This is a genomic window from Rheinheimera maricola, assembly GCF_016918075.2.
GTDB classification, from domain to species: Bacteria; Pseudomonadota; Gammaproteobacteria; order Enterobacterales; family Alteromonadaceae; genus Alishewanella; species Alishewanella maricola_A.
Genome location: NZ_JAERPS020000001.1, coordinates 1,139,484 through 1,160,151 on the forward strand (window position 1 = coordinate 1,139,484; position 20,668 = coordinate 1,160,151).

General features: G+C 48.4%; 14 protein-coding genes. 3 read left to right on the forward strand and 11 right to left on the reverse strand.

Going from position 1 to position 20,668, the window contains the following annotated elements:
• Positions 1 to 18: 18 nt before the first annotated feature.
• Both I4W93_RS05205 and I4W93_RS05210 read right to left on the reverse strand, forming a co-directional pair.
• A complete protein-coding gene (locus tag I4W93_RS05205; RefSeq protein WP_205310793.1) occupies positions 19 to 1,356 on the reverse strand; it encodes an NAD(P)/FAD-dependent oxidoreductase in 1,338 nt (445 codons plus the stop codon).
• Between the two features lie 8 nt (positions 1,357 to 1,364).
• A complete protein-coding gene (locus I4W93_RS05210; RefSeq protein WP_224673273.1) occupies positions 1,365 to 1,934 on the reverse strand; it encodes a GNAT family N-acetyltransferase in 570 nt (189 codons plus the stop codon).
• A gap of 219 nt (positions 1,935 to 2,153) precedes the next feature.
• Here I4W93_RS05210 and I4W93_RS05215 point away from each other — a divergent pair, with 219 nt between their 5' ends.
• Positions 2,154 to 4,715: a TonB-dependent receptor plug domain-containing protein gene (locus I4W93_RS05215; RefSeq protein WP_205310448.1), complete on the forward strand. Its 2,562-nt coding sequence runs from the start codon at positions 2,154 to 2,156 to the stop codon at positions 4,713 to 4,715.
• A gap of 62 nt (positions 4,716 to 4,777) precedes the next feature.
• Here the strand turns inward: I4W93_RS05215 and ydiJ are convergent, their stop codons facing one another.
• The 3 genes from ydiJ to ribA all read right to left on the reverse strand — a co-directional run bounded on the left by ydiJ (position 4,778) and on the right by ribA (position 9,039).
• A complete protein-coding gene (gene ydiJ / locus I4W93_RS05220; protein ID WP_205310447.1) occupies positions 4,778 to 7,816 on the reverse strand; it encodes a D-2-hydroxyglutarate dehydrogenase YdiJ in 3,039 nt (1,012 codons plus the stop codon).
• Positions 7,817 to 7,896: 80 nt separating this feature from the next.
• Positions 7,897 to 8,364, reverse strand: coding sequence for a YehS family protein (locus tag I4W93_RS05225; RefSeq protein ID WP_205310446.1), 468 nt, complete (start codon positions 8,362 to 8,364; stop codon positions 7,897 to 7,899).
• A gap of 93 nt (positions 8,365 to 8,457) precedes the next feature.
• Positions 8,458 to 9,039: a GTP cyclohydrolase II gene (gene ribA / locus I4W93_RS05230; protein WP_205310445.1), complete on the reverse strand. Its 582-nt coding sequence runs from the start codon at positions 9,037 to 9,039 to the stop codon at positions 8,458 to 8,460.
• Between the two features lie 285 nt (positions 9,040 to 9,324).
• On the opposite strand from ribA, the gene I4W93_RS05235 reads away from it, so the two are divergent.
• The gene (locus tag I4W93_RS05235) at positions 9,325 to 11,172 is read left to right on the forward strand and encodes an ABC transporter ATP-binding protein (RefSeq protein WP_205310444.1); all 1,848 of its coding nucleotides are present in this window, start codon (positions 9,325 to 9,327) and stop codon (positions 11,170 to 11,172) included.
• A gap of 87 nt (positions 11,173 to 11,259) precedes the next feature.
• On the opposite strand, the gene I4W93_RS05240 is transcribed toward I4W93_RS05235, so the two are convergent.
• The 4 genes from I4W93_RS05240 to ppsA form a co-directional block, all read right to left on the reverse strand.
• Complete coding sequence (locus I4W93_RS05240; protein ID WP_205310443.1) at positions 11,260 to 12,768, reverse strand: alanine/glycine:cation symporter family protein; 1,509 nt, start codon at positions 12,766 to 12,768, stop codon at positions 11,260 to 11,262.
• 81 nt (positions 12,769 to 12,849) lie between these two features.
• The gene (locus I4W93_RS05245) at positions 12,850 to 13,536 is read right to left on the reverse strand and encodes a glutathione S-transferase family protein (protein WP_205310442.1); all 687 of its coding nucleotides are present in this window, start codon (positions 13,534 to 13,536) and stop codon (positions 12,850 to 12,852) included.
• 9 nt (positions 13,537 to 13,545) lie between these two features.
• On the reverse strand, positions 13,546 to 14,751 hold the full coding sequence (chrA, locus tag I4W93_RS05250; protein WP_224673274.1) for a chromate efflux transporter: 1,206 nt from the start codon (positions 14,749 to 14,751) through the stop codon (positions 13,546 to 13,548).
• Between the two features lie 149 nt (positions 14,752 to 14,900).
• Positions 14,901 to 17,279, reverse strand: coding sequence for a phosphoenolpyruvate synthase (ppsA, locus tag I4W93_RS05255; RefSeq protein WP_205310440.1), 2,379 nt, complete (start codon positions 17,277 to 17,279; stop codon positions 14,901 to 14,903).
• 136 nt (positions 17,280 to 17,415) lie between these two features.
• On the opposite strand from ppsA, the gene ppsR reads away from it, so the two are divergent.
• Positions 17,416 to 18,225: a posphoenolpyruvate synthetase regulatory kinase/phosphorylase PpsR gene (ppsR, locus tag I4W93_RS05260; RefSeq protein ID WP_205310439.1), complete on the forward strand. Its 810-nt coding sequence runs from the start codon at positions 17,416 to 17,418 to the stop codon at positions 18,223 to 18,225.
• Here ppsR and I4W93_RS05265 read toward each other — a convergent pair.
• Together I4W93_RS05265 and I4W93_RS05270 are read right to left on the reverse strand one after the other, a co-directional pair.
• Positions 18,222 to 19,280 carry a 2-dehydropantoate 2-reductase gene (locus tag I4W93_RS05265; protein WP_205310438.1) on the reverse strand — a complete coding sequence of 353 codons (1,059 nt, stop codon included), beginning with the start codon at positions 19,278 to 19,280 and terminating at the stop codon, positions 18,222 to 18,224. The two genes, ppsR and I4W93_RS05265, sit on opposite strands and share 4 nt — an antisense overlap.
• A 22-nt stretch (positions 19,281 to 19,302) precedes the next feature.
• Positions 19,303 to 20,652: a class II 3-deoxy-7-phosphoheptulonate synthase gene (locus I4W93_RS05270; RefSeq protein ID WP_224673275.1), complete on the reverse strand. Its 1,350-nt coding sequence runs from the start codon at positions 20,650 to 20,652 to the stop codon at positions 19,303 to 19,305.
• Positions 20,653 to 20,668: the final 16 nt, after the last annotated feature.

A 20,668-nucleotide genomic window follows, 5' to 3' on the forward strand; every position in this document is an offset into this window, starting at 1 on the left:
GCTTTTTATTCTGAACGATTACAAAAAACGATCTTTAAAACGGCCCCACTGATAATACCCCTGCTGGCCCAGCCGCCTGAAAGCCGGTAGCGGAAATGGTGCTAACGTCCCCTGATAAATAGGTAAGTCAGGCAGAGCCAGCCCCATGGTTAATTCGGCAAGACGCACACCAGCAAGGGTACTGAACGATAAACCACTGCCGCAATAACCGCCGGCATAAAACAATCCGGATTCAGCTTCACATACCCGTGGTAAATCGTCATATGACACCGCCACCCAACCACTCCAGTGATAGTCACAACGTAAATCGTCCAACATCGGAAAACAGTTTTTCAGTGCGGACAATAGCCGCGCCGGATACACGGCTTTTTCAGCATCTTTGCCATACACTGCGCTGCGCCCACCAAATAAAATACGGTTATCTGGCAGTTTACGGTAATAGTATTTCAGCGCACGGGTATCCATTACTATTTGATTGTGATGCAAGCCGCTTTGTTGCAGTTGCTGCTCACTTAAAGGTGAAGTAACGATAATACTACTAAGGACCGGTAAACAAGCGCGGTTTAACGGCGGATAAAACCCCTTTGGGGTATAACCGTTAGTGGCAAACACCAGTTGTTTACAATGCACTCTGGCCTGAGGTGTTTGCAGCACAAAGCCGCCATCGGTATTACGCTGCCATTTCGTTACCGGTGAGCCACTGTATAACCTGGCGCCACTGCGCTGTGCCATCGCGGCATAACCTTGCGCAAGCGCAAGTGGATTGACGCCAAAACAATCTGCAAAGCGAATAGCACCGTGCGCCTGCGTGTTGTGCATATAATCGCTTTTTACTTCAGCAGCAGATAGATACTCTGCCTTATAACCAAACTGTCGTTGCAAAAATTCCACTTGCGCCGGAAAGTCAGCAGCTAAGCTCGCTTTGTGTGCCACTTTAAGATAACCCGGTGTTTGGGCGTCACAGTTAATATTGCCCTCAGCTATCATCTGGCGTACCTGCGTAATCGCATCGCTATATTCCTGATGAAATACCCTGGCGATATCCAAACCAAATTTTTGACTGAGTTGGGCTAAGCTTAATCTGCCGGTGCCTCTGAGTACAAAACCCGCATTGCGGCCGCTACAGCCCCAACCTGCCCGGTTGGCCTCTAATACGGTGACTTCGCGGTTAAATCGCTGCGCCAATTGATAGGCACAACTAAGGCCAGTGTACCCGCCGCCAACGACGACGACATCGGTGGTAATATCTTGCTGCAATGTTACGGTATCCGGCTGGGTATCAACATGCTGCGCCCAATAAGAATTCGGGTAAGTGGCATTACAACCTATATCGTTATTAACCAGCGGATCGTACATTGTGTTACTCACTCATTTGGGCTAAATAAAAGTGCCATTTCCGCAGCACTACAGCGACACAGCTCTCCACAGCGTGGGCATATATATCCCACGGTTTCAGATAAATGCCGCCAACGATCCGGATGTATTTTTATCAACCTCGCCCCGGCATAGCTAAAATAGCGCTCGGCGGCATTACCCGGGCTTTCCCGCCAAATATGCGCCAGACCGGCTTTAGCACCCTGCTGCTGCAGCGCAGCAACAGAGGTTTTTAGTAACTGTGAAGCAATGCCCTTACCGCGTTGCGATGGGCAGACACCGACTGATTTAAAATACGCCATTTGCGCCAACGGCACTGGCCATAGCTGCTCAGTGCACCAATTGTCAGCTTGCCATTGTCCAGCAGCGAAACTCAAGCGGTATCCGACAACATTGTCCATGTCATCCAAAGCAATAAAACTCGCATTGATGCCCTGCTTAACACCTTGTTGCTGCATCAGGGTTAGACTAGCGTTGTCGAGATAGTTATCACCGTGGATCTGATTGGCCAGGGCAATTACTGCGGGAAAATAGCTGGAGGTTAGTTCAAGGATTTGCACAACATTATCCAATGTTTTTGCCATGGTGCAGTTATAAATCAGACCGCTTCACCAGAGCAACCCATTTTTACTGCTGCAATCGACTGCATTTACCTAAACACCAGACGAAATAGCAGAAATATACGATAGACAACAGCGTCGTTATCCAATATGGTTAATAGGACGCAAAAACAAAAACATAAGCGTTCGGTCACTATAAAATAATCCAGGAAAAGAGCTATGAAAAATCATAATAAGTACCATCCGGTTGCTCGCGCTGTGAAGTTTGGTCTGGCAGCGTCATTGTCATTCGGCATTACGGCATTGCCAGTAATGGCGCAAGAAGAAGTTGCAGATACAGCCAAAAAAGAACAAGCCGTAGAGAAAATTGCAGTTGTAGGTAGTCGTTCTGCACCACGCTCAATTGGTGACTCTCCGGTCCCCATTGATATTATTGGTGGCGAAGAACTCAATAAAAACGGTAACTCAGATATGCTGAATTTGATCAGCACTACAGTACCGTCTCTGAATGTGCATTCGCAGCCGATAAGCGATGCAGCTACACTGATCCGCCCTATTAACTTACGCGGCCTGTCTTCAGACAGTACCTTGGTATTGTTAAATGGCAAACGCCGTCACCGCGCCTCTGTTATTTCATTTTTAGGCGGTGGTATTAATGATGGCGCGCAAGGACCTGATCTGTCCGTTATTCCAGGCATCGCAATGAAGCAGGTAGAAATCCTGCGTGATGGCGCTGCAGCTCAGTACGGTTCAGATGCTATTGCCGGTGTAGTTAACTTTGTTCTGAAAGATGCTGCTGAAGGTGGCACAATCGAGATCAAACAAGGTGAATACTACGAAGGAGATGGCACTTCTACTGAAATCGCGGCAAACGTAGGTATGCCATTGACCAAAGATGGTTTTGTTAATGCCAGTGTGCAATATAAAAATGTTGATGCAACCAGCCGCAGCGTTCAGCGTGGCGATGCGCAAGCTTTAATTGATGCCGGCAACACCTCAGTTCTAACGCCTGCACAAGTGTGGGGTTCGCCGGAAATTAACGACGATATTACCATTTTTGTTAACGCCGGATTGGACTTAGACAATGGCGGCCAGGCATATATGTTTGGTAACTACTCTGAGCGCGATGTGCGGGGTGGTTTTTACTTCCGTAACCCACATAACCGCGGCGGTGTGTTTTCTAATGATGGTGGCGAAACGCTGGAAGTTGTTGATACTACAGGTGCAGGCGGTTGTAGCAATGTGGCAATCTCCGGATTAAATCACCAGCAAATCACCAGCGCGGTAGGTGCATTGCCAGACAACTGCTTTACCTTTTTCGAAATGTTCCCGGGTGGTTTTACCCCTAACTTTGGCGGTAACATCACTGATACATCATTGGCAGTAGGCACAAAAGGTGAGTTTAAAACCGGTTTCATGAACGGTATTATGTATGATTTCACCGGTATCGTGGGTCGCAGCGAGTCTATGTTCCAGCTGTTTAACTCGGTCAATGCGTCTTTAGGCCCAGAGACACCTACTGACTTCGATGCAGGCAAATATATTCAACTAGAGAAAACCTTTACCGCTGACTTCGTTAAATATATCGCCGCTGGCTTATATGAAGATTTAACCGTGGCGTTTGGTACACAGTGGACTGAAGAAAGCTTTGAAATTGTTGCCGGCGAGCAAGCCTCGTGGGAAGTAGGTCCTTATGTTGACCAACTGAGCAATGGTTCAAACGGTTTCCCGGGCTTCCAGCCACAAACTGCAGGAACCTCTGTTCGTCGTAACTACTCTGCTTATATTGACGTAGAAGCTGAGTTTACTGAAAACTTCCTTGGTGCACTTGCTGTTCGCTTTGAAGATTATGACAGCTTCGGTACCACTACTAACTATAAACTAACCGGTCAGTATCGTTTTAATGATGATTGGGCAGTCCGCGGCTCTACCAGTACAGGTTTCCGTGCGCCAACAGTTGGTCAGGCCAACGTTAGCAACGTCCGTACTGAATTAAATCAAGGTGTATTAGTTGATGTTGGCGTATTACCTGCCACTAACCCAGTAGCCATTTTAAAAGGCGCGACAGAGCTGGAACCTGAAGAATCAACGAGTTTCGCACTTGGTTTGGTATACACCGGTTACGACTTCTTTGTCACTGCCGATTACTACCGTATAGACGTCGATGACCGTATTAGCCAATCAGCACCTTTTGAAGTAACGCCAGATGACATTGCGTTATTAAAAGCTGCAGGTGTCCGCGGTATAGACTCACTAACCAGTATTACCTACCTGACCAACGATTTTGACACCCGCACTCAAGGTATCGACATTGTGGCGAACTACTCTGCCGATTTATTAGGTGGCCGCGGTAACTTTGCGCTGGCATATAACTGGAACGATACTGAAGTAACACGTTTTACCGCCATCACAGGTGAGTTCCGTGTATCGCGTTTGGAAGACGATCTGCCAAATCACAGAGCGACTTTTACCTGGTCGCAAAGCTGGGATGATTGGTCAGCCTTTTTGCGGACCAATTATTACGGCACTTATCAGGGCGTACATGCTGATGATCCGGGTTTAACCACTGACGCTAGCGCAAAAGTTACGCTAGATGCTGAGGTAAGTTACTATATCAATGACAACTTCATTGTCTCTGCCGGTGCACAAAACCTGTTAGATAATGAGCCAGAGAAGTTAACACCAGAGCTGGGTAGCATTCTGGGTGCTAAATACTATGAAACCTCACCTATGGGTATTAATGGAGGTTACTACTACTTAAAAGGTACTTATAAGTTTTAAGAAGCTTTAGTACCACCACAAAAAATCCGCCGTAAAGGCGGATTTTTTTATGCTGGCCAGCGTTACAGTGCTGCTAGCAAAGCCTGTAGCGGATGCCTCGGTTTATCGCCTACCAGCCTTTTTACCTGGCTACGACAGGAAAAGCCGGTCACCAATATCTGTTCAGTGCCAAATTGCTCCACTGGTGCGCGCCAACTCATATCAAACAGCGCTTTGCTGTTATCCAGATTTTGCGCTTCATGGCCGTATGTACCGGCCATACCACAACAACCTACACTCACTGGCTTTAAACTTAGCCCTGCGCTGCTGAAGATTTGCTGCCAGGCTTTTTCTGTCGCGGGCAAGGCTGTTTTCTCAGTACAGTGCGCTAACAAGGCAAACTCCGCAGTAGTATTTACCTTAGGCAGGCTTTGTTGCACCAGCCATTCATGCAGCAGCTGCACGTTAAAATCACCGCGCTTATTACCCAGTGTTTTTTGATATTCATCGCGGTACACCAACACTAACGACGCATCCAGCCCCAGCATAGGCAAACCAAGTAGGTGCAACTGATTAAAAAACTCTGCAGCGCTGGCAGCAGTTTTGGCAAATTCACGTAAGAAGCCTTTTACATGTTGCGGCTTGCCATTGGGCATAAACGGAATTAATACCGGGTTAAAACCCAGCTTTTGCATCAAACTCAGTGCATCTGCTACCAGCTCTGCTTCATAAAAGCTGGTGAAAGGGTCTTGCACTAATAGCACCGTGCGCGCTTTGTCCTCTGCCGATAACTGCTGCAGTGCAGCTAAATCAAAGCGGTATGCCTGGCCTATCTGTTGCGATAGAGTAGGTACAGACAGCAGCGGCGTATCAACATAGCCGACGGTTTTACCTAATAACGCCGCGGTGGCTTTTTGTTTAACAACAAAATTAACTAACTTTGGCGCTTTAGCCAACCACGGCGCGGTGCGTTCTATATTCCCAACAATGTAGTCTTTAGCAGGCCGCAGATAGCGGCTGTGATATAACTGCAAAAAGCGTGAGCGAAATGACGGCACATCGACTTTTACCGGACACTGCCCAGCGCAGGCTTTACAGGCTAAACAGCCTTCCATCGCTTCCATCACTTCGTGCGAGAAATCCTCTTCACCGCGCCGTTTTGCCAGGCTGTTTTTTGTGCGTTGCCACAAGCCTTTAATACCGGCAGATCGCTGTAGTAATTGCTGCTCCTGCGCCAGTACGTCTACACCCTGCATTTCGGTTAAGCGTAACCATTCTCGCATTAAACCGGCGCGGCCTTTCGGGCTGTGGCGCCGGTCTTTAGTGACTTTGCTGGACGGACACATTGGCGAGTTTTCTTCATAGTTAAAGCACAAGCCATTGCCGTTACAATTCAGGCTGCTGTCAAAGCTGTCTTTAACCGCGACCGGAATTTGCCGGTCAAAGTACGCCCGTTTTACCCCGTCTACTGACACTAAGCTGTCAGCACTGTTAAACGGTGTGCAAATTTTACCAGGGTTAACTCTGTTGCGCGGATCGAACGCCGCTTTAATTTTACGCAGCTCGGTAAACAGCTCATCGCCGAAAAATGCCGGACCGTATTCACTGCGATAGCCCTTGCCATGTTCGCCCCACATTAAGCCGCCATATTTAGCAGTTAGTGGCACCACCTGATCAGAGATCGTGCGCAGCAATTGCTCTTGCACCGGATCGCACAAGTCCAGGGCCGGACGCACATGCAACACCCCGGCATCCACATGGCCAAACATGCCATACTGCAAACCATGGCTATCAAGCAGCGCGCGAAACTCGATAATAAAGTCTGCCAGATTTTGCGGCGGCACCGCGGTATCTTCGGCAAAGGCAATGGGTTTTTGCCGGCCAGCAGTATTGCCCAGTAAGCCCACTGCTTTTTTGCGCATGGCGTAAATATTGCCAATAGCACTGTTATCGTAAGTAAGCTGATAGCCAATAATACCGTCGGTTTTATCGTTAATGGCACTGTCTAACCGTGCTGTTAAATCAGCAATTTTTTGCTCAATCTCAGCCTGGCTTTCGCTGTTATACTCCACCATGTTCAGCCCCTGCACCTCAACGCCAGGCACATCGGTGATTAAGTCTTTTACCTGATGCCAGATAATATCATTGCGGGCTAAATTCAGTACTTTGCTGTCAACGGTTTCAACGGAAGTCGCCTCAGCGGCGACCAGAAACGGCGCGTTGCGCAGCGCGCTTTCAAAGCTGTCGTACTTTATGTTCACCAGACATTTGTATTTGGCAATCGGCGTGATATTCAGTTTGGCTTCAACCACAAAGCCTAGGGAACCTTCAGAGCCGGTGATAATGCGCGATAAATCAAACTCGGATAAATCATCGTTGAACACATGTTCTAAATCGTAGCCGGTTAAAAAGCGGTTCATGCGTGGGAATTTTGCCAGTATTTGCGGCCGGTGTTGCCGGCAGCTATCCAGCACCTGGCGATAAATGCGGCCGATGCTATTGGCTTGTTCAGCGCGATGCTCAGCTTCAAAGGTGGCCATTTTATGTGTCTTTAATACATTGCCGTCTATTAGTACGGTTTTTAATGCCAGCACGTGGTCACTGGTTTTGCCGTATACCAGAGAGCCCTGGCCGGACGCATCGGTATTGATCATACCACCGATAGTGGCACGGTTAGAGGTGGATAAATCCGGCGCGAAGAAAAAGCCATGCGGCTTTAAAAAAGCATTCAGCTGATCTTTAATCACCCCTGCCTGCACCCTTACCCAGCGCTGCTCGAGGTTAACTTCCAAAATATTACGCATATGGCGCGATAAATCTACCACCACATGCTCAGTCAGGGCCTGGCCATTAGTGCCGGTACCGCCGCCGCGCGGACTAAATTTGATGTGCGAGAAACTAGAGGTTTGCGCCAGCGAGGTGAGAATAACCAGGTCGTCCGTCGATTTCGGCAGTAATACCGCTTGCGGTAAAGCCTGATATACGCTGTTATCTGTGGCCACCGCTAAACGGCTACCATAGCTGGTTTCTATGTCACCGCTATAGCCAGCGGCAACCAAGGCTTTACTAAAAGCGACAATGCTGGCATCCAGCGCAAGTTCGGGATTAAGCTTTGGGATCATAACTGCAGACACTCGGCAATAAGTGGCTGCAGTATAACATTAACTTGCCGGCAGAATTAACTGCTATTGCGAAGGAAAAACTAACTGACAGCCGGGCGGATTTTCTGCTGCAAGCCACGTAAAAAGTAGCGTAACACCTGCTCCTGACATGCACGATAATGTTTGTGATCTGGCCGACGGAAAAATGCACTGAGTTCATGTTTACTTAAGCGAAATTCAGCACCGTCTAATAAGGCTAAAATATCATCGTCTTTTAAATCAAAGGCGATTTTTAGTTTACGCATAATAATGTTGTAGTTTAGCTTGGTTTCCGGCTTTGGAATGACACCGTCTTTGGCACCACGACGTTGGATGATCACACCATTTAAAAATCCGGCCAACAACTCATCGCTGATCAAGGCAAAGCTCTCGCTTTCGTCAGCTTCTAACCAGGCCATGACCTGCTCTTTTGTCACCGTTATATTGGTTAGAGCAAAAATAGCAATAATGCCATGATTAGGTGCATTTAGCGTGTAACGCAAGCTGCGAAGTACGTCGTTATTGGTCAAGATAGTGTCCTGTAAACAAAGTCAGATGAAAAACGGCGGTTATGATACCACAACCGCCGCTAAATCCGCATCACGCAGCATATGCTTGCTTTCTTAAGGTAAATGCCCAAGCTTAGTGGCTTTAGTAGCAAGATAGCGGTGGCTGTGCGCGGTGGTTTTTACCCTATGCTGCACCCGCTCCAGCACATTAACACCGGCGTCGGTTAAGGCTTTTAGCTTACGCGGGTTATTAGTCAGTAAACGCACCTGGCCAATGCCTAATTGCTCAAACATCTGCGCGGCAATATCGTACTCGCGCATATCAGGTAAGAAGCCGAGAATTTCATTGGCCTCTACCGTATCCAAACCTTTGTCCTGCTCGGCATAGGCCCGAATTTTGTTTATAAGGCCAATGCCACGGCCTTCCTGGCGTAAATACAGAATACAACCGCGGCCCAAATCGGCAATTTTACGCATCGCCGCTTCCAGCTGCGGCCCGCAATCACAGCGCAGGCTAAATAATGCATCGCCGGTTAAACACTCTGAATGCACCCGCGCCAATACTGGCTCCGCCGTTGTCACATCGCCCAACGTTAATGCGACATGCTCTTTGCCGTTAGGCGCCTCAAAGCCATGCAAACGAAATTCGGCAAAAGGGGTTGGTAATAGTGTTGAGGTAACAAGTTTTAATTTCATCACGACATCTCAGATAACGGCCGCACTTAATACAGCGCAAGTTTTGTTGACCACAGCGCAAGCTTTATTGGGCCCAAGCAACGGTAATTCAAGGCCAGTTGCTGCAGGCAGTATAGCAGCCAAAGCACAATTTAACGCGGTAAAATTGTTATATTATCACATTTAATTTGCGGGCAATGCCTAATATGGTTAGTGGCGGTAAAATCAGGCTAACTGACGCAGCAGCCATGCAATTTTTATTAAACCCGCTACAATAGCCGCTGTTTTAGCTACCGGTTATTTGCCATGCTGAGTTTTTTCGAACGTATTATTAAACCTTTTCCGGCTGTCGAGCCAAGCCAACCGCCTAAAGGCATACTGGCATTTTGCCGGCATTATACCAAAGGCATGGAAACCTCGTTGTTCCTAATGTCAATAAGCACAGCCCTGCTGGCGATGTTGGAAGTGTCGTTATTCAGCTTTATGGGCCAGTTGGTTGACTGGCTGGTGCAAAATGAACCGGCGGCCCTGTTTAGCAGCGAACGAGCCACGCTAATTAAGATGGCCGTCGTTACTGTGGTGCTATTGCCGGCACTAAGCTTTTTTCACGCCGCTATAGTGCACCAAACTTTATTGGGTAATTACCCGATGACTATCCGCTGGTTGGCGCACCGCTATTTATTGCGTCAGAGCATCAGTTTTTACCAAAACGACTTTGCCGGACGTATCGCCACTAAAGTGATGCAAACCTCGCTGGCAGTGCGCGAAACGGTAATGAAACTGCTGGATGTTATGGTATACATATTGGTGTATTTCGGCTCGATGTTATTTTTTATCGCCGATGCCGACTTGCGTCTGATCATTCCAATGTTGGTGTGGCTGGCAATTTATGTTGCTATGCAGTTTTACTTTGTACCGCGTTTAAAAGCTGCCTCGACACATCAGGCCGATGCCCGCTCTGAAATGACCGGCCGTATTGTCGACAGTTACACTAATATCACTACCATTAAGTTGTTTTCTCACACCAACCGCGAAGAAGCCTACGCCAAAGACAGCATGGAAGTGTTCTTAAAACCGGTGTACCGCCAGATGCGTTTAGCCACCGGCTTAAGTGTTTCGGTACAAACGCTGAACTATTTTTTAGTATTCAGCATCGCCGCCTTATCCATCTATTTATGGGCCGACAGCGCTATCAGTGTCGGCGCCATCGCCATAGCGGTAAGTTTAGCGCTGCGCTTAAACGGCATGGCCCAGTGGATCATGTGGGAAGTTAGCAGCTTGTTTGAAAATATCGGCACCGTGGCTGACGGTATCACTACCTTATCGCAACCGGCTCAAGTACTGGATGCTGTCGATGCCAAACCGCTGCAGGTAAGCCAGGGGGCCATCAGCTTTAACAATGTATGTTTTAACTACGGCAAAGCCGGCAGTGACAATGGCAAGGCGCCGGTGTTGCAGCAGTTAAACCTTGAGATTAAGCCCGGCGAAAAAGTCGGTTTAGTCGGTCGCTCCGGTGCCGGTAAATCAACCTTAGTTAACCTGCTACTGCGCTTTTACGATGTAGAAAGCGGTAAAATCCTGATTGATGGTCAGGATATCAGTCAAGTAAATCAGGAAAGTCTGCGCCAGCATATTGCCATGGTAACGCAAGATACTTCGCTGCTGCACCGCTCGGTACGCGACAATATTGCCTACGGCAAGCCAGATGCTACAGAAGCAGAATTGCAGCTGGCGGCAGAGCAAGCCGAAGCCAGCGAGTTTATTAGTGACTTAACCGATCCTAAGGGTAACAGCGGTTTTGATGCCCAGGTAGGCGAACGCGGGGTTAAATTATCTGGTGGCCAGCGCCAGCGCATTGCCATCGCCCGCGTGCTGTTGAAAAACGCACCGATTTTAATTCTGGATGAAGCCACCTCAGCGCTCGACTCCGAAGTAGAAGCCGCCATTCAGGCCAGTTTAAATACCTTAATGGCCGGTAAAACGGTAATCGCTATTGCGCACCGTTTATCTACCATAGCGCAGATGGACCGCTTAATTGTGCTGGATCAGGGCAATATCGTCGAGCAGGGTACACACAGTGAACTGATTGCCAGCGGCGGTATATACGCTCAGCTGTGGGCGCATCAAACAGGCGGCTTTATTGGCGTAGAGTAACCTGACAGCAACTCACGGCCAACGCTCGCTGTAAAAAAAAGCCCGGACATCAGTGCCGGGCTTTTTGTTGTTAAAAGCGATTGAACGTTATGGCTTGTTTTGCTCAGCCTGGCTTTTAGCCAGCTTATTCTCCCAAAAGGTCGCATTTTTTATGCCCAGCTTTACCGGATCAAACGTAATGGGGCCACCCGCTTTTTTCTGCTGCTCAAAATCACGTAAGCAACGCATGGTCGGTTTGTACATAAAAAATATGGCTAAAATACCCAGTACGTTAACCCATGCCATAAAGCCAACACCTATATCCCCAATGTTCCAGATATAACCGGCACTGTTTACCGTGCCGTATGCCACCATAAACATCAGCAACAGTTTAAATACCACAGTAGGCAGTTTGTTATTGAACACCCGGTTTAAATAGGCCACGTTGGTTTCGGTAATGTAGTAATAGGCCAAAATAGTTGTAAAAGCGAAGAAGAATAACGCTATTCCCACAAATATCTGGCCAAAATTACCAAACACACTGAGTAGCGCCATCTGGGTAAATGCAGCTGAACCAATCTCTGTTGCCGCATCAACATTTTGCACAATAAAACTGCCGTCCGTCAGCTCGCCGACAACATTGTACTGCTGAGTAATTAAGATCATCAGTGCCGTAGCGGTACAAACGAACAAGGTATCAACATAAACAGAAAATGCCTGCACCAAGCCCTGCTGTGATGGGTGGTCAACTTCTGCAGCTGCCGCGGCATGTGGCCCAGTACCCTGACCGGCTTCATTGGAATAAATACCCCGTTTAACGCCCCAGCCAATTGCCGCACCGAAACCTGCCTGGGCAGTGAAAGCATCACTCAAAATCAAACTGAATATGCCTGGCACTTTATCCATATTCAAAAATACCACAATCAGCGCCATGACAATGTAACCCAATGCCATAAACGGCACGACGATTTGCGTAAAGTGGGCAATACGCTTGATACCGCCGAAAATAATAAACGCCAGCACAATTAAGATCACCGCCAACGCTATCAATTTATAGGTGCCAACTTCACCGAAGCTGGTTATCACCATATTTCCTTCACCAAATATTTGTGTTACTGCATTACCAACCGCATTCGCTTGTACACCCGGTAGAAAAATACCGCAGCCAATAATGGCCGAAATGGCAAACAAAATACCCAGCCAGCGCCAACCAAGACAACGTTCAAAATAGTAAGCAGGACCACCACGATACTGGCCGTTTTCTTCTACTTTGTATATTTGGCCTAAGGTAGACTCTACATATGCTGTGCTAGCCCCCAAAAAAGCCACTACCCACATCCAAAAAATGGCACCAGGGCCGCCAAAACCAATGGCCGCAGCCACACCGGCAATATTACCCACTCCAACACGACCAGATAACGATACTGCTAGCGCCTGAAACGACGAAATACCTTTCTCTGATTCGGTATTGTTAAGCAGCAGTTTGCACATTTCTTTAAAATGTCTAACCTGAGCAAACCGTGTCAAAATTGAATAAAACAACCCCGCGCCCAAGCATAAATAAATCAGCGCCGGGCTCCAGATAATGCCGTTAAGCGCACTAATAAAGCCTTCCATTTCCCTTCCTTATAGTTATTTTTTATTTCATGTTGTATCAGGCTGTTAATTTGCCATATTGAACCACGAATAGCTACGCTGTCAGCTGGTCTGTCGCAGATCTGCGATAATTTGCCCGTGTCTGGCGATTTCGGCATCATGTGCCTCATCAATCCAGGGCTCTACCAATGCCTGTTCGTACCACTGTTGCATAGCAGGTAAAGCTAATAAATCCGTTAAATAACGGCTGGACACCTCACTAAACACTAAGGCATAACTTTGCATTCGAAATGCCACCGGTGCAAAAAAAGCATCGGCAGCACAGAACTGATCACCACAAAGAAATGGCCCACCAAACTCATTGATGCCCCGCTCAAATAACTCGCTTAAACGGTTAATGTCTTGCTGTAACGCAGCAGAAACCTGTAATAACTGAATACGGTGCCAGCAGCTCATACCACAGACATTTCTAAGGTTGCTAAAGCCAGAATGCATTTCTGCTGCGGCGCAGCGGGCAAAGGCCCGGGCTTTAGGGTGGTTAGGCCAGACATCGGGATATTGCTCGTACAAAAACTCAGCAATAGCCAATGAATCCCACACCACTATATCTTGCTCAACTAAACACGGTACTTTTCCGCTGGGCGAAAACAAACGGAATTTGTCAAAATTGCCCTGCTGGCTAAAAGGCACCAGCTGCTCAATAAATGGAATATTCAACTGAGTCATCAGCAGCCAGGGTCGCAGTGACCAGGATGAATAGTTTTTGTTGGCGATATACAGTTCACGCATGATGCTTCCTTAATTAAACCAGCTGATAATAAAACCTGTAATAGTGGCTAACAATACAACGATATAGGGTGGTATCTTCCAGTACATAAGCGCTAAAAAAGCCAGCAGCGCAAACGCCAGCTCTACCGGCCCGTGAATAGCACTGACAAACACAGGGTCATACAAGGCGGCCAGCAACAGGCCAACAACAGCGGCGTTGATGCCCGCCATAGCCTGGCGCATCGCCGGATAACGGCTAAGCTGCTGCCACCACGGCAGTGCCGCAAACAGCAATAAAAATGCCGGCAGAAAAATGGCCACAGTGGCTAGCAGCGCACCGGGTAACAACGACGTTGCCGATACCGCCCCCAGATAAGTCGCCAGGGTAAACAACGGCCCGGGCACAGCCTGCGCTGCGCCATATCCGGCCAAAAATGCCTCATCTGACAAAAAGCCTTGCGGCACCAGTTCAGTTTGCAACAAAGGTAATACCACATGACCGCCACCGAACACTAGAGCCCCTGCCCGATAAAAGCTGTCAAACAAACTTAGCCAACTGTTGTTAGTTAGCTGAGCTAACAGCGGCACTGTCGTAAGCAATACCACAAACAGCAATAAACAAAACAGCGCACCGCCTTTGCCGGTTGTTGGCATTGCCTGAGGTGATGCCGGCGGCGGTTGCGGTAGTATGGCTTTACCAATGATAGCCGCCAGTAACATAACCGCTATCTGCACCAGTACGCCGGTCAACAGCAACATTAACACCGCGCTTAGCAATGCGATACTGGCCCTGGCAGGGTCCGGACATAAACTCTTACCCATGCCCCACAAGGCTTGCGCCACCACCGCTACCGCGACAATTTTTAAGCCACTTAGCCACAGCGTATCTGCGCTTTGTGCAAAACCAAGATAAACAAAGGCAAAACTGAGCATAAGTATGGCTGAGGGCATGGTAAACCCTAACCATGATAACAAGGCACCGCGATAGCCGGCTGCGTTAAGCCCTATAGCAATACCAACCTGAGAGCTGGCAGGGCCGGGCAAAAATTGACATAAAGCCACCAGCTCAGCATAACGTTGCTCGCTGTACCACTGCAGCTTTTCGACAAACTCGTGACGGAAAAAGCCCAGGTGTGCCACCGGACCGCCAAAACTGCTGCAGCCCAAGCGAAAAAAAATCAGAAATAGCTGCCACAGTGAGACAGAAGCGGACACAGAGGCGGACGAAATGGTCAAAATATGCTCCATGCGGTGGATTTAAATTACAATGCTTCAGGCCAAGCCGATTAAGGTTATGCCAGTGTCAGCGCCCTGTGCAAGTAAATATAACAATGTAATAAAAACAAAACCCCGCGACGCGGGGTTTGTATAACGTTGATAACAGCTTAGTTTTTGCCGTATTTTTCTGCCAGGTACAGCCAGGTTTCCAGCACCGTATCTGGGTTAAGCGATACGCTGTCGATACCCTGCTGCATTAACCAAGCGGCAAAATCTTCGTGATCCGATGGGCCCTGGCCGCAAATTCCAATATACTTGCCTTTGGCTTTGCAAGTTTTAATGGCCATTTCCAGCAGCTTGTATATGGCCGGGTTACGCTCGTCAAACAAGTGTGCTATCAGGCCACTGTCCCGATCCAACCCCAGCGTTAACTGAGTTAAATCGTTTGAGCCAATCGAGAAACCATCGAAGTATTCCAGAAACTCTTCTGCCAGCAAGGCATTAGATGGTAGTTCACACATCATTATTAAGCGCAGGCCATTATCACCACGCTTTAAGCCATGCTCGGCCAACAAATCAATTACCGCACTGGCTTCGCCTAAGGTGCGCACGAACGGGATCATTACCTCTACATTAGTAAAGCCCATCACATTGCGTACCCGCTTTAACGCTTCAACTTCTAACGCAAAGCAATCACGGAAGTCTTTCGAGATATAACGCGAGGCGCCACGAAAGCCGAGCATTGGGTTTTCTTCATGTGGCTCGTACTGGCGGCCGCCGACTAAGTTAGCGTATTCGTTCGATTTAAAGTCTGACATCCGTACTATGACTTTTTGTGGCGCAAAGGCACAGGCCAGTGTGGCAATGCCTTCGGTCAGCTTAGCGATATAAAACTCGACCGGATTGGCATAGCCGGCAATCATCTCACTGATAGTGGCTTTAAGCTCAGGTGTTTGGTCAGCAAAATTAAGCAGCGCTTTTGGGTGCACGCCTATCATACGGTTAATTATAAACTCCAACCGTGCCAGGCCGATGCCGGCATGTGGCAACTTGGCAAACGAGAACGCCCGCTCCGGGTTGCCCACGTTCATCATTATTTTTAAATCCAGCTTGGGCATTTGGTCAACCCGGCTGCTTACCACTTTGTATTCCAGCTTGCCGTCATAAATAAAGCCGGTATCGCCTTCAGCACAGGACACGGTAACCTGCTGGCCAGTGCTAATTTTACTGGTAGCATCACCACAGCCAACTACCGCCGGAATACCCAGCTCGCGTGCGATAATGGCAGCATGGCAGGTACGGCCACCGCGATTGGTAACAATGGCTGAAGCCCGTTTCATAATCGGTTCCCAATCCGGATCAGTCATGTCGGTTACCAACACATCGCCCGGCTGAATTTGGTCCATCTGCTCAATGCCTTTTAGCACCTTGGCGGTACCGGCACCGATGCGCTGGCCAATGGCGCGGCCTTCTACCAGCACTGGCGCTTTGGCCAGCAGCTGAAAACGCTCCATACTGTTGCTGTCTTCACGGCTTTTTACTGTTTCCGGCCGTGCCTGCACGATATACAGCTTGCCATCGTTACCGTCTTTGGCCCATTCGATATCCATTGCCCGGCCATAATGGTTGGCGATGATCACCGCTTGTTTTGCCAGCTCTTCTACCTCGGCATCGGTTAGTGAAAACTGCCGGCTACGCTCAGGCTCTATATCAACTATTTTGACCTGCTTGCCGTGGCCTTGCTCGCCGGAATACACCATCTCGACTTTTTTACTGCCTAAATTGCGTTTAACCACCGCCGGGCGCCCCGCTGCCAGCGTTGGTTTGTGTACGTAGAATTCGTCCGGATTAACGGCGCCTTGCACCACCATTTCACCCAAGCCGTACGATGAGGTAATAAACACCACCTCTTCAAAACCAGACTCGGTATCGATACTAAACATCACGCCTGATGCGGCTAAATCTGAGCGCACCATTTTTTGCACACCGGCAGATAAGGCTACGCCACGGTGGTCATAACCCTGATGCACGCGGTAAGAAATAGCGCGGTCATTAAATAATGAAGCAAAAACGTGTTTAATAGCGACAATCACCGCATCATAGCCACGCACGTTTAAAAAGGTTTCCTGCTGGCCGGCAAAAGACGCATCTGGCATATCTTCAGCGGTAGCAGATGAGCGTACGGCAAAAGACACGTCCTGAGCCGCATCGGGGTGTAGCTGCTGATATGCCTCGCGAATGGCCTGCTCTAACTCCGGCTGAAACGGTGTGTCGATAACCCATTGGCGTATTTGCGTGCCGGCTTTAGCCAGGGCCGTAACATCGTCGACATCCAGACCGTCAAGCAGCTGATAAATGCGCTCGTTAACGCCGCTTTGTTCAAGAAATTGGTTAAAAGCATAGGCTGAGGTGGCGAAACCGCCCGGCACCTGTACACCGGCATTGGCCAGGTTACTGATCATCTCGCCAAGGGAAGCGTTTTTACCGCCAACCCGGTTTACATCGTGCATCCCCAGGTTTTCATACCAAATCACAAATTCTTGCACAGTTCATCTCCAATTTTTGTCGCGTGGCGTGTAAGCTTACAGCAAGCATTACAAGGCGGGATGATTTTACACCGGCGCCGGAATGAATTAAAACCCTAATTTTCAATGTAATTTTATAACTACAAATGGAGCATCTGTGCGAACAGCCTTTTATATATCAGACGGTACCGCCATCACGGCAGAAGTGTTTGGTCATGCCTTACTTACACTTTTTCCTGCACAATTTGAACACGTTACCATTCCATTTGTTGAAACCAGTGATATGGCCGAACAAGTAAAGCAGCGAATTAACGATCGTTATAAAACAACGGGACAGCGGCCGCTGATCTTCCAAACCTTTGTAGACGATGCGCTGCGGCAAATAATTAACAGCAGCAATGGCATCTGCTACGATTTTCTCAATACCTTTGTTGAACCCATACAGCGCGAGCTTGGCGTGGCGCCGGTACCTAAAACCCACCGTACTCACAGTATTCACGAAAAAACCTATGATTTTCGTATCGATGCCGTCAACTATGCGCTGGCTAATGACGATGGCTCTAACCTAAAAAACTTTGATCAGGCTGATATTATCCTGGTGGGTGTTAGCCGCTCGGGTAAAACCCCCACCAGCCTGTATTTAGCCCTGCAATACGGTATTAAGGCGGCAAATTACCCTTTTGTTGAAGAAGACATGGAACAGCTGCGCCTGCCAGAGATGCTAAAACGCAATAAAGCCAAGCTATTTGGCTTAACCATTACACCAGAGCGGTTAAGCCAAATTCGCGAGCAGCGCCGGGCCAACAGTCGTTATGCCTCACTGCGCCAGTGTCAGCTTGAGCTGGCAGAGGTAGAGAATTTGTATTTGCACGAGCAAATCCCGTATTTAAACTCGACACATTTATCTATTGAAGAGATCTCAGCAAAAATCATTGCCAAAACCGGACTGAAACGGCATAAGTATTAAGCTTTAAGGCCGGCCTGATGTAGCAGTTCGTCAATTGGCAGTGCAGCTTCGCCGCTTTCCAGCCGTTTTATTTGCTCAACCAACACACTGTTTACCGGTGCCGCTATTTGCTGAAGTTGTGCCATGCGCACCACTGCACCGTTTAAAAACATAATTTCAGTACGCTTATGGCTGCGAATATCATCAGACATTGATGAGCGGGCGTGCGCATCTATAGTCAGCATTTTTCCGGCAACGTGGCGAAACACCGCGGTAGGTAAGCGTAAAAACCAGGGTAACAACACATTGGGAAGTGCCGTGTAAGCTAGTGGCTTAACGCCAGCGTTGCGACAAATAGATAACCACTCCTGCATAGCTGCAGCCAGTAGCAAACGCCATTTTCGGTCAAGTAATTGTTGCAATAGCGGTAAACCGCTAATGGCATTTAAAGCATTATTTAAATTTAACAATAATTTACCGTATTCTGCTGCAGTTATGTTGGCGCATAACTGTACCGGCAGTTTTAACTGTTGCAGCGTCTGAATAATATAATTTACTACTCCGTAGCTGTTTTGCTGCCAGACAATGGCGCCAGCACTAGCACGATGGAATTGGCCAGCGCTGCTTTTTACCACATTAAAGGGTACTATGGCACGCACTACCGGATTGGCTAAATCCTGATTTAACATCTCGCCGATACCAATACCATTTTGCATTGCAACCACCGGCACATCGGGGCGTAAAAAGCGTTTTAGTTGGCTCAGCATCGGCACCAGTGCGGTAGCTTTTACCGTAAGCAACACCACATCGCACTCAATTAAACTGTTAAGCGAGCTGTAAAAGGCAACCGGCTGGGCAAAATAACTGTGGTGATCAAACGAAGTGACACTTAAGCCATGGGCAGCCAGTTCCAATGCCATAGTTTCACGACCGAAAAATTTCACATCGAGTGCATTGTCCTGACATAAGTGGGCACCTAAATAGCAACCGATGCTTCCTGCCCCCACTATGCCGATACAATAACGCTGACCAGCCGTAGAAAGCTGGCCAGCGTCTTGAGCCTGTTCTGATAACACTTACGCTCCTGTGAGCGCGTGATTATTTACGCGCTGTGCGTAGAGTATCGGCAATCAGGAAAGCTAATTCCAGTACCTGGTCAGCATTTAAACGTGGATCGCATTGGGTGAAGTAACGTTTACCTAAGTCATGCTCACTTAAGCCATAAGCGCCACCGGTGCATTCCGTCACGTGCTCACCGGTCATTTCCAGGTGAATACCCCCGGCATGGCTGCCCTCAGCCTTGTGTACGGCAAAGAAATTACGGATCTCACGCAATATGGCTTCAAAATCACGGGTTTTATAGTTGTTGCTGGCTTTTACTGTATTGCCATGCATCGGATCTGAGCTCCACACTACGCTGCGGCCCTCTTGCTGCACGCGCCGAACTAATGCCGGTAACTTGTCAGCCAGTTTGTCGGCGCCCATACGGGTGATTAATGTTAAACGACCGGGAATATTGTTCGGGTTTAACGCATCAATCAGTTTAATCAGATCGTCAGGTTGCATGCCCGGGCCAATTTTCACCCCAACCGGGTTATGGATGCCACGGAAAAACTCGATATGAGCGTGATCTAACTGCCGCGTGCGCTCGCCTATCCACACCATATGCGCTGAACAGTCATACCAATCACCAGTGAGTGAATCACGGCGGGTTAACGCTTCTTCATAATTTAACAGTAGCGCTTCATGTGAGGTATACAGCTGAGTTTCGCGAATTGATGGCGAGTTTTGTCCTGTTATACCGCAAGTCTCCATAAAGCGTAATGCTTCCTGAATACGCTGAGCCACATCCTGATAGCGATCCTTTAGCGGGTTAGACTCTACAAAACCCATGTTCCACTTACTTACCTGATGCAAGTCAGCTAAACCACCTTGGGCAAAGGCACGTAACAAGTTTAATGTTGCAGCAGAGTGGTGATAGGCGGTAGTCAGCCGATTAGGATCAGGCTGTCTGGCCGTATCAGTAAACTCAAAACTGTTAACGATATCACCGCGATAACTGGGCAATGACACGCCGTCGATGGTTTCGAAATCGCTGGAGCGCGGCTTAGCATACTGGCCAGCCATGCGAGCGACTTTTACTACCGGCAAACCACCGGCAAAGGTTAATACCACAGCCATCTGCAGTAAGACCTTGAAAGTATCTCGAATTTTCGGTGCATTGAAATCGTTAAAGCTTTCTGCGCAGTCGCCGCCTTGCAGCAAAAATCCCTGTCCCTGAGCAACCTGGCCGAGCTGACTAAACAGATCGCGTGTTTCCTGAGCAAAAACCAGAGGTGGATATTTATGTAACTGCTGTTCAACACGATTGAGTAAATCACGATCTTTATAGCTTGGTTGCTGTTGGATCGGTAGGTTGCGCCAGCTTTGAGGCGTCCAGGTGGTCACGATGATTTTCCTATGC

Excerpts from the sequence above, each read along its gene's own strand:
- I4W93_RS05235 (WP_205310444.1), top strand. The coding sequence starts at position 9,325 with ATGCTGAGTTTTTTCGAACGTATTATTAAACCTTTTCCGGCTGTCGAG.
- I4W93_RS05245 (WP_205310442.1), bottom strand. The coding sequence starts at position 13,536 with ATGCGTGAACTGTATATCGCCAACAAAAACTATTCATCCTGGTCACTG.
- I4W93_RS05240 (WP_205310443.1), bottom strand. The coding sequence starts at position 12,768 with ATGGAAGGCTTTATTAGTGCGCTTAACGGCATTATCTGGAGCCCGGCG.
- ydiJ (WP_205310447.1), bottom strand. The coding sequence starts at position 7,816 with ATGATCCCAAAGCTTAATCCCGAACTTGCGCTGGATGCCAGCATTGTC.
- I4W93_RS05205 (WP_205310793.1), bottom strand. The coding sequence starts at position 1,356 with ATGTACGATCCGCTGGTTAATAACGATATAGGTTGTAATGCCACTTAC.
- ribA (WP_205310445.1), bottom strand. The coding sequence starts at position 9,039 with ATGAAATTAAAACTTGTTACCTCAACACTATTACCAACCCCTTTTGCC.
- I4W93_RS05215 (WP_205310448.1), top strand. The coding sequence starts at position 2,154 with ATGAAAAATCATAATAAGTACCATCCGGTTGCTCGCGCTGTGAAGTTT.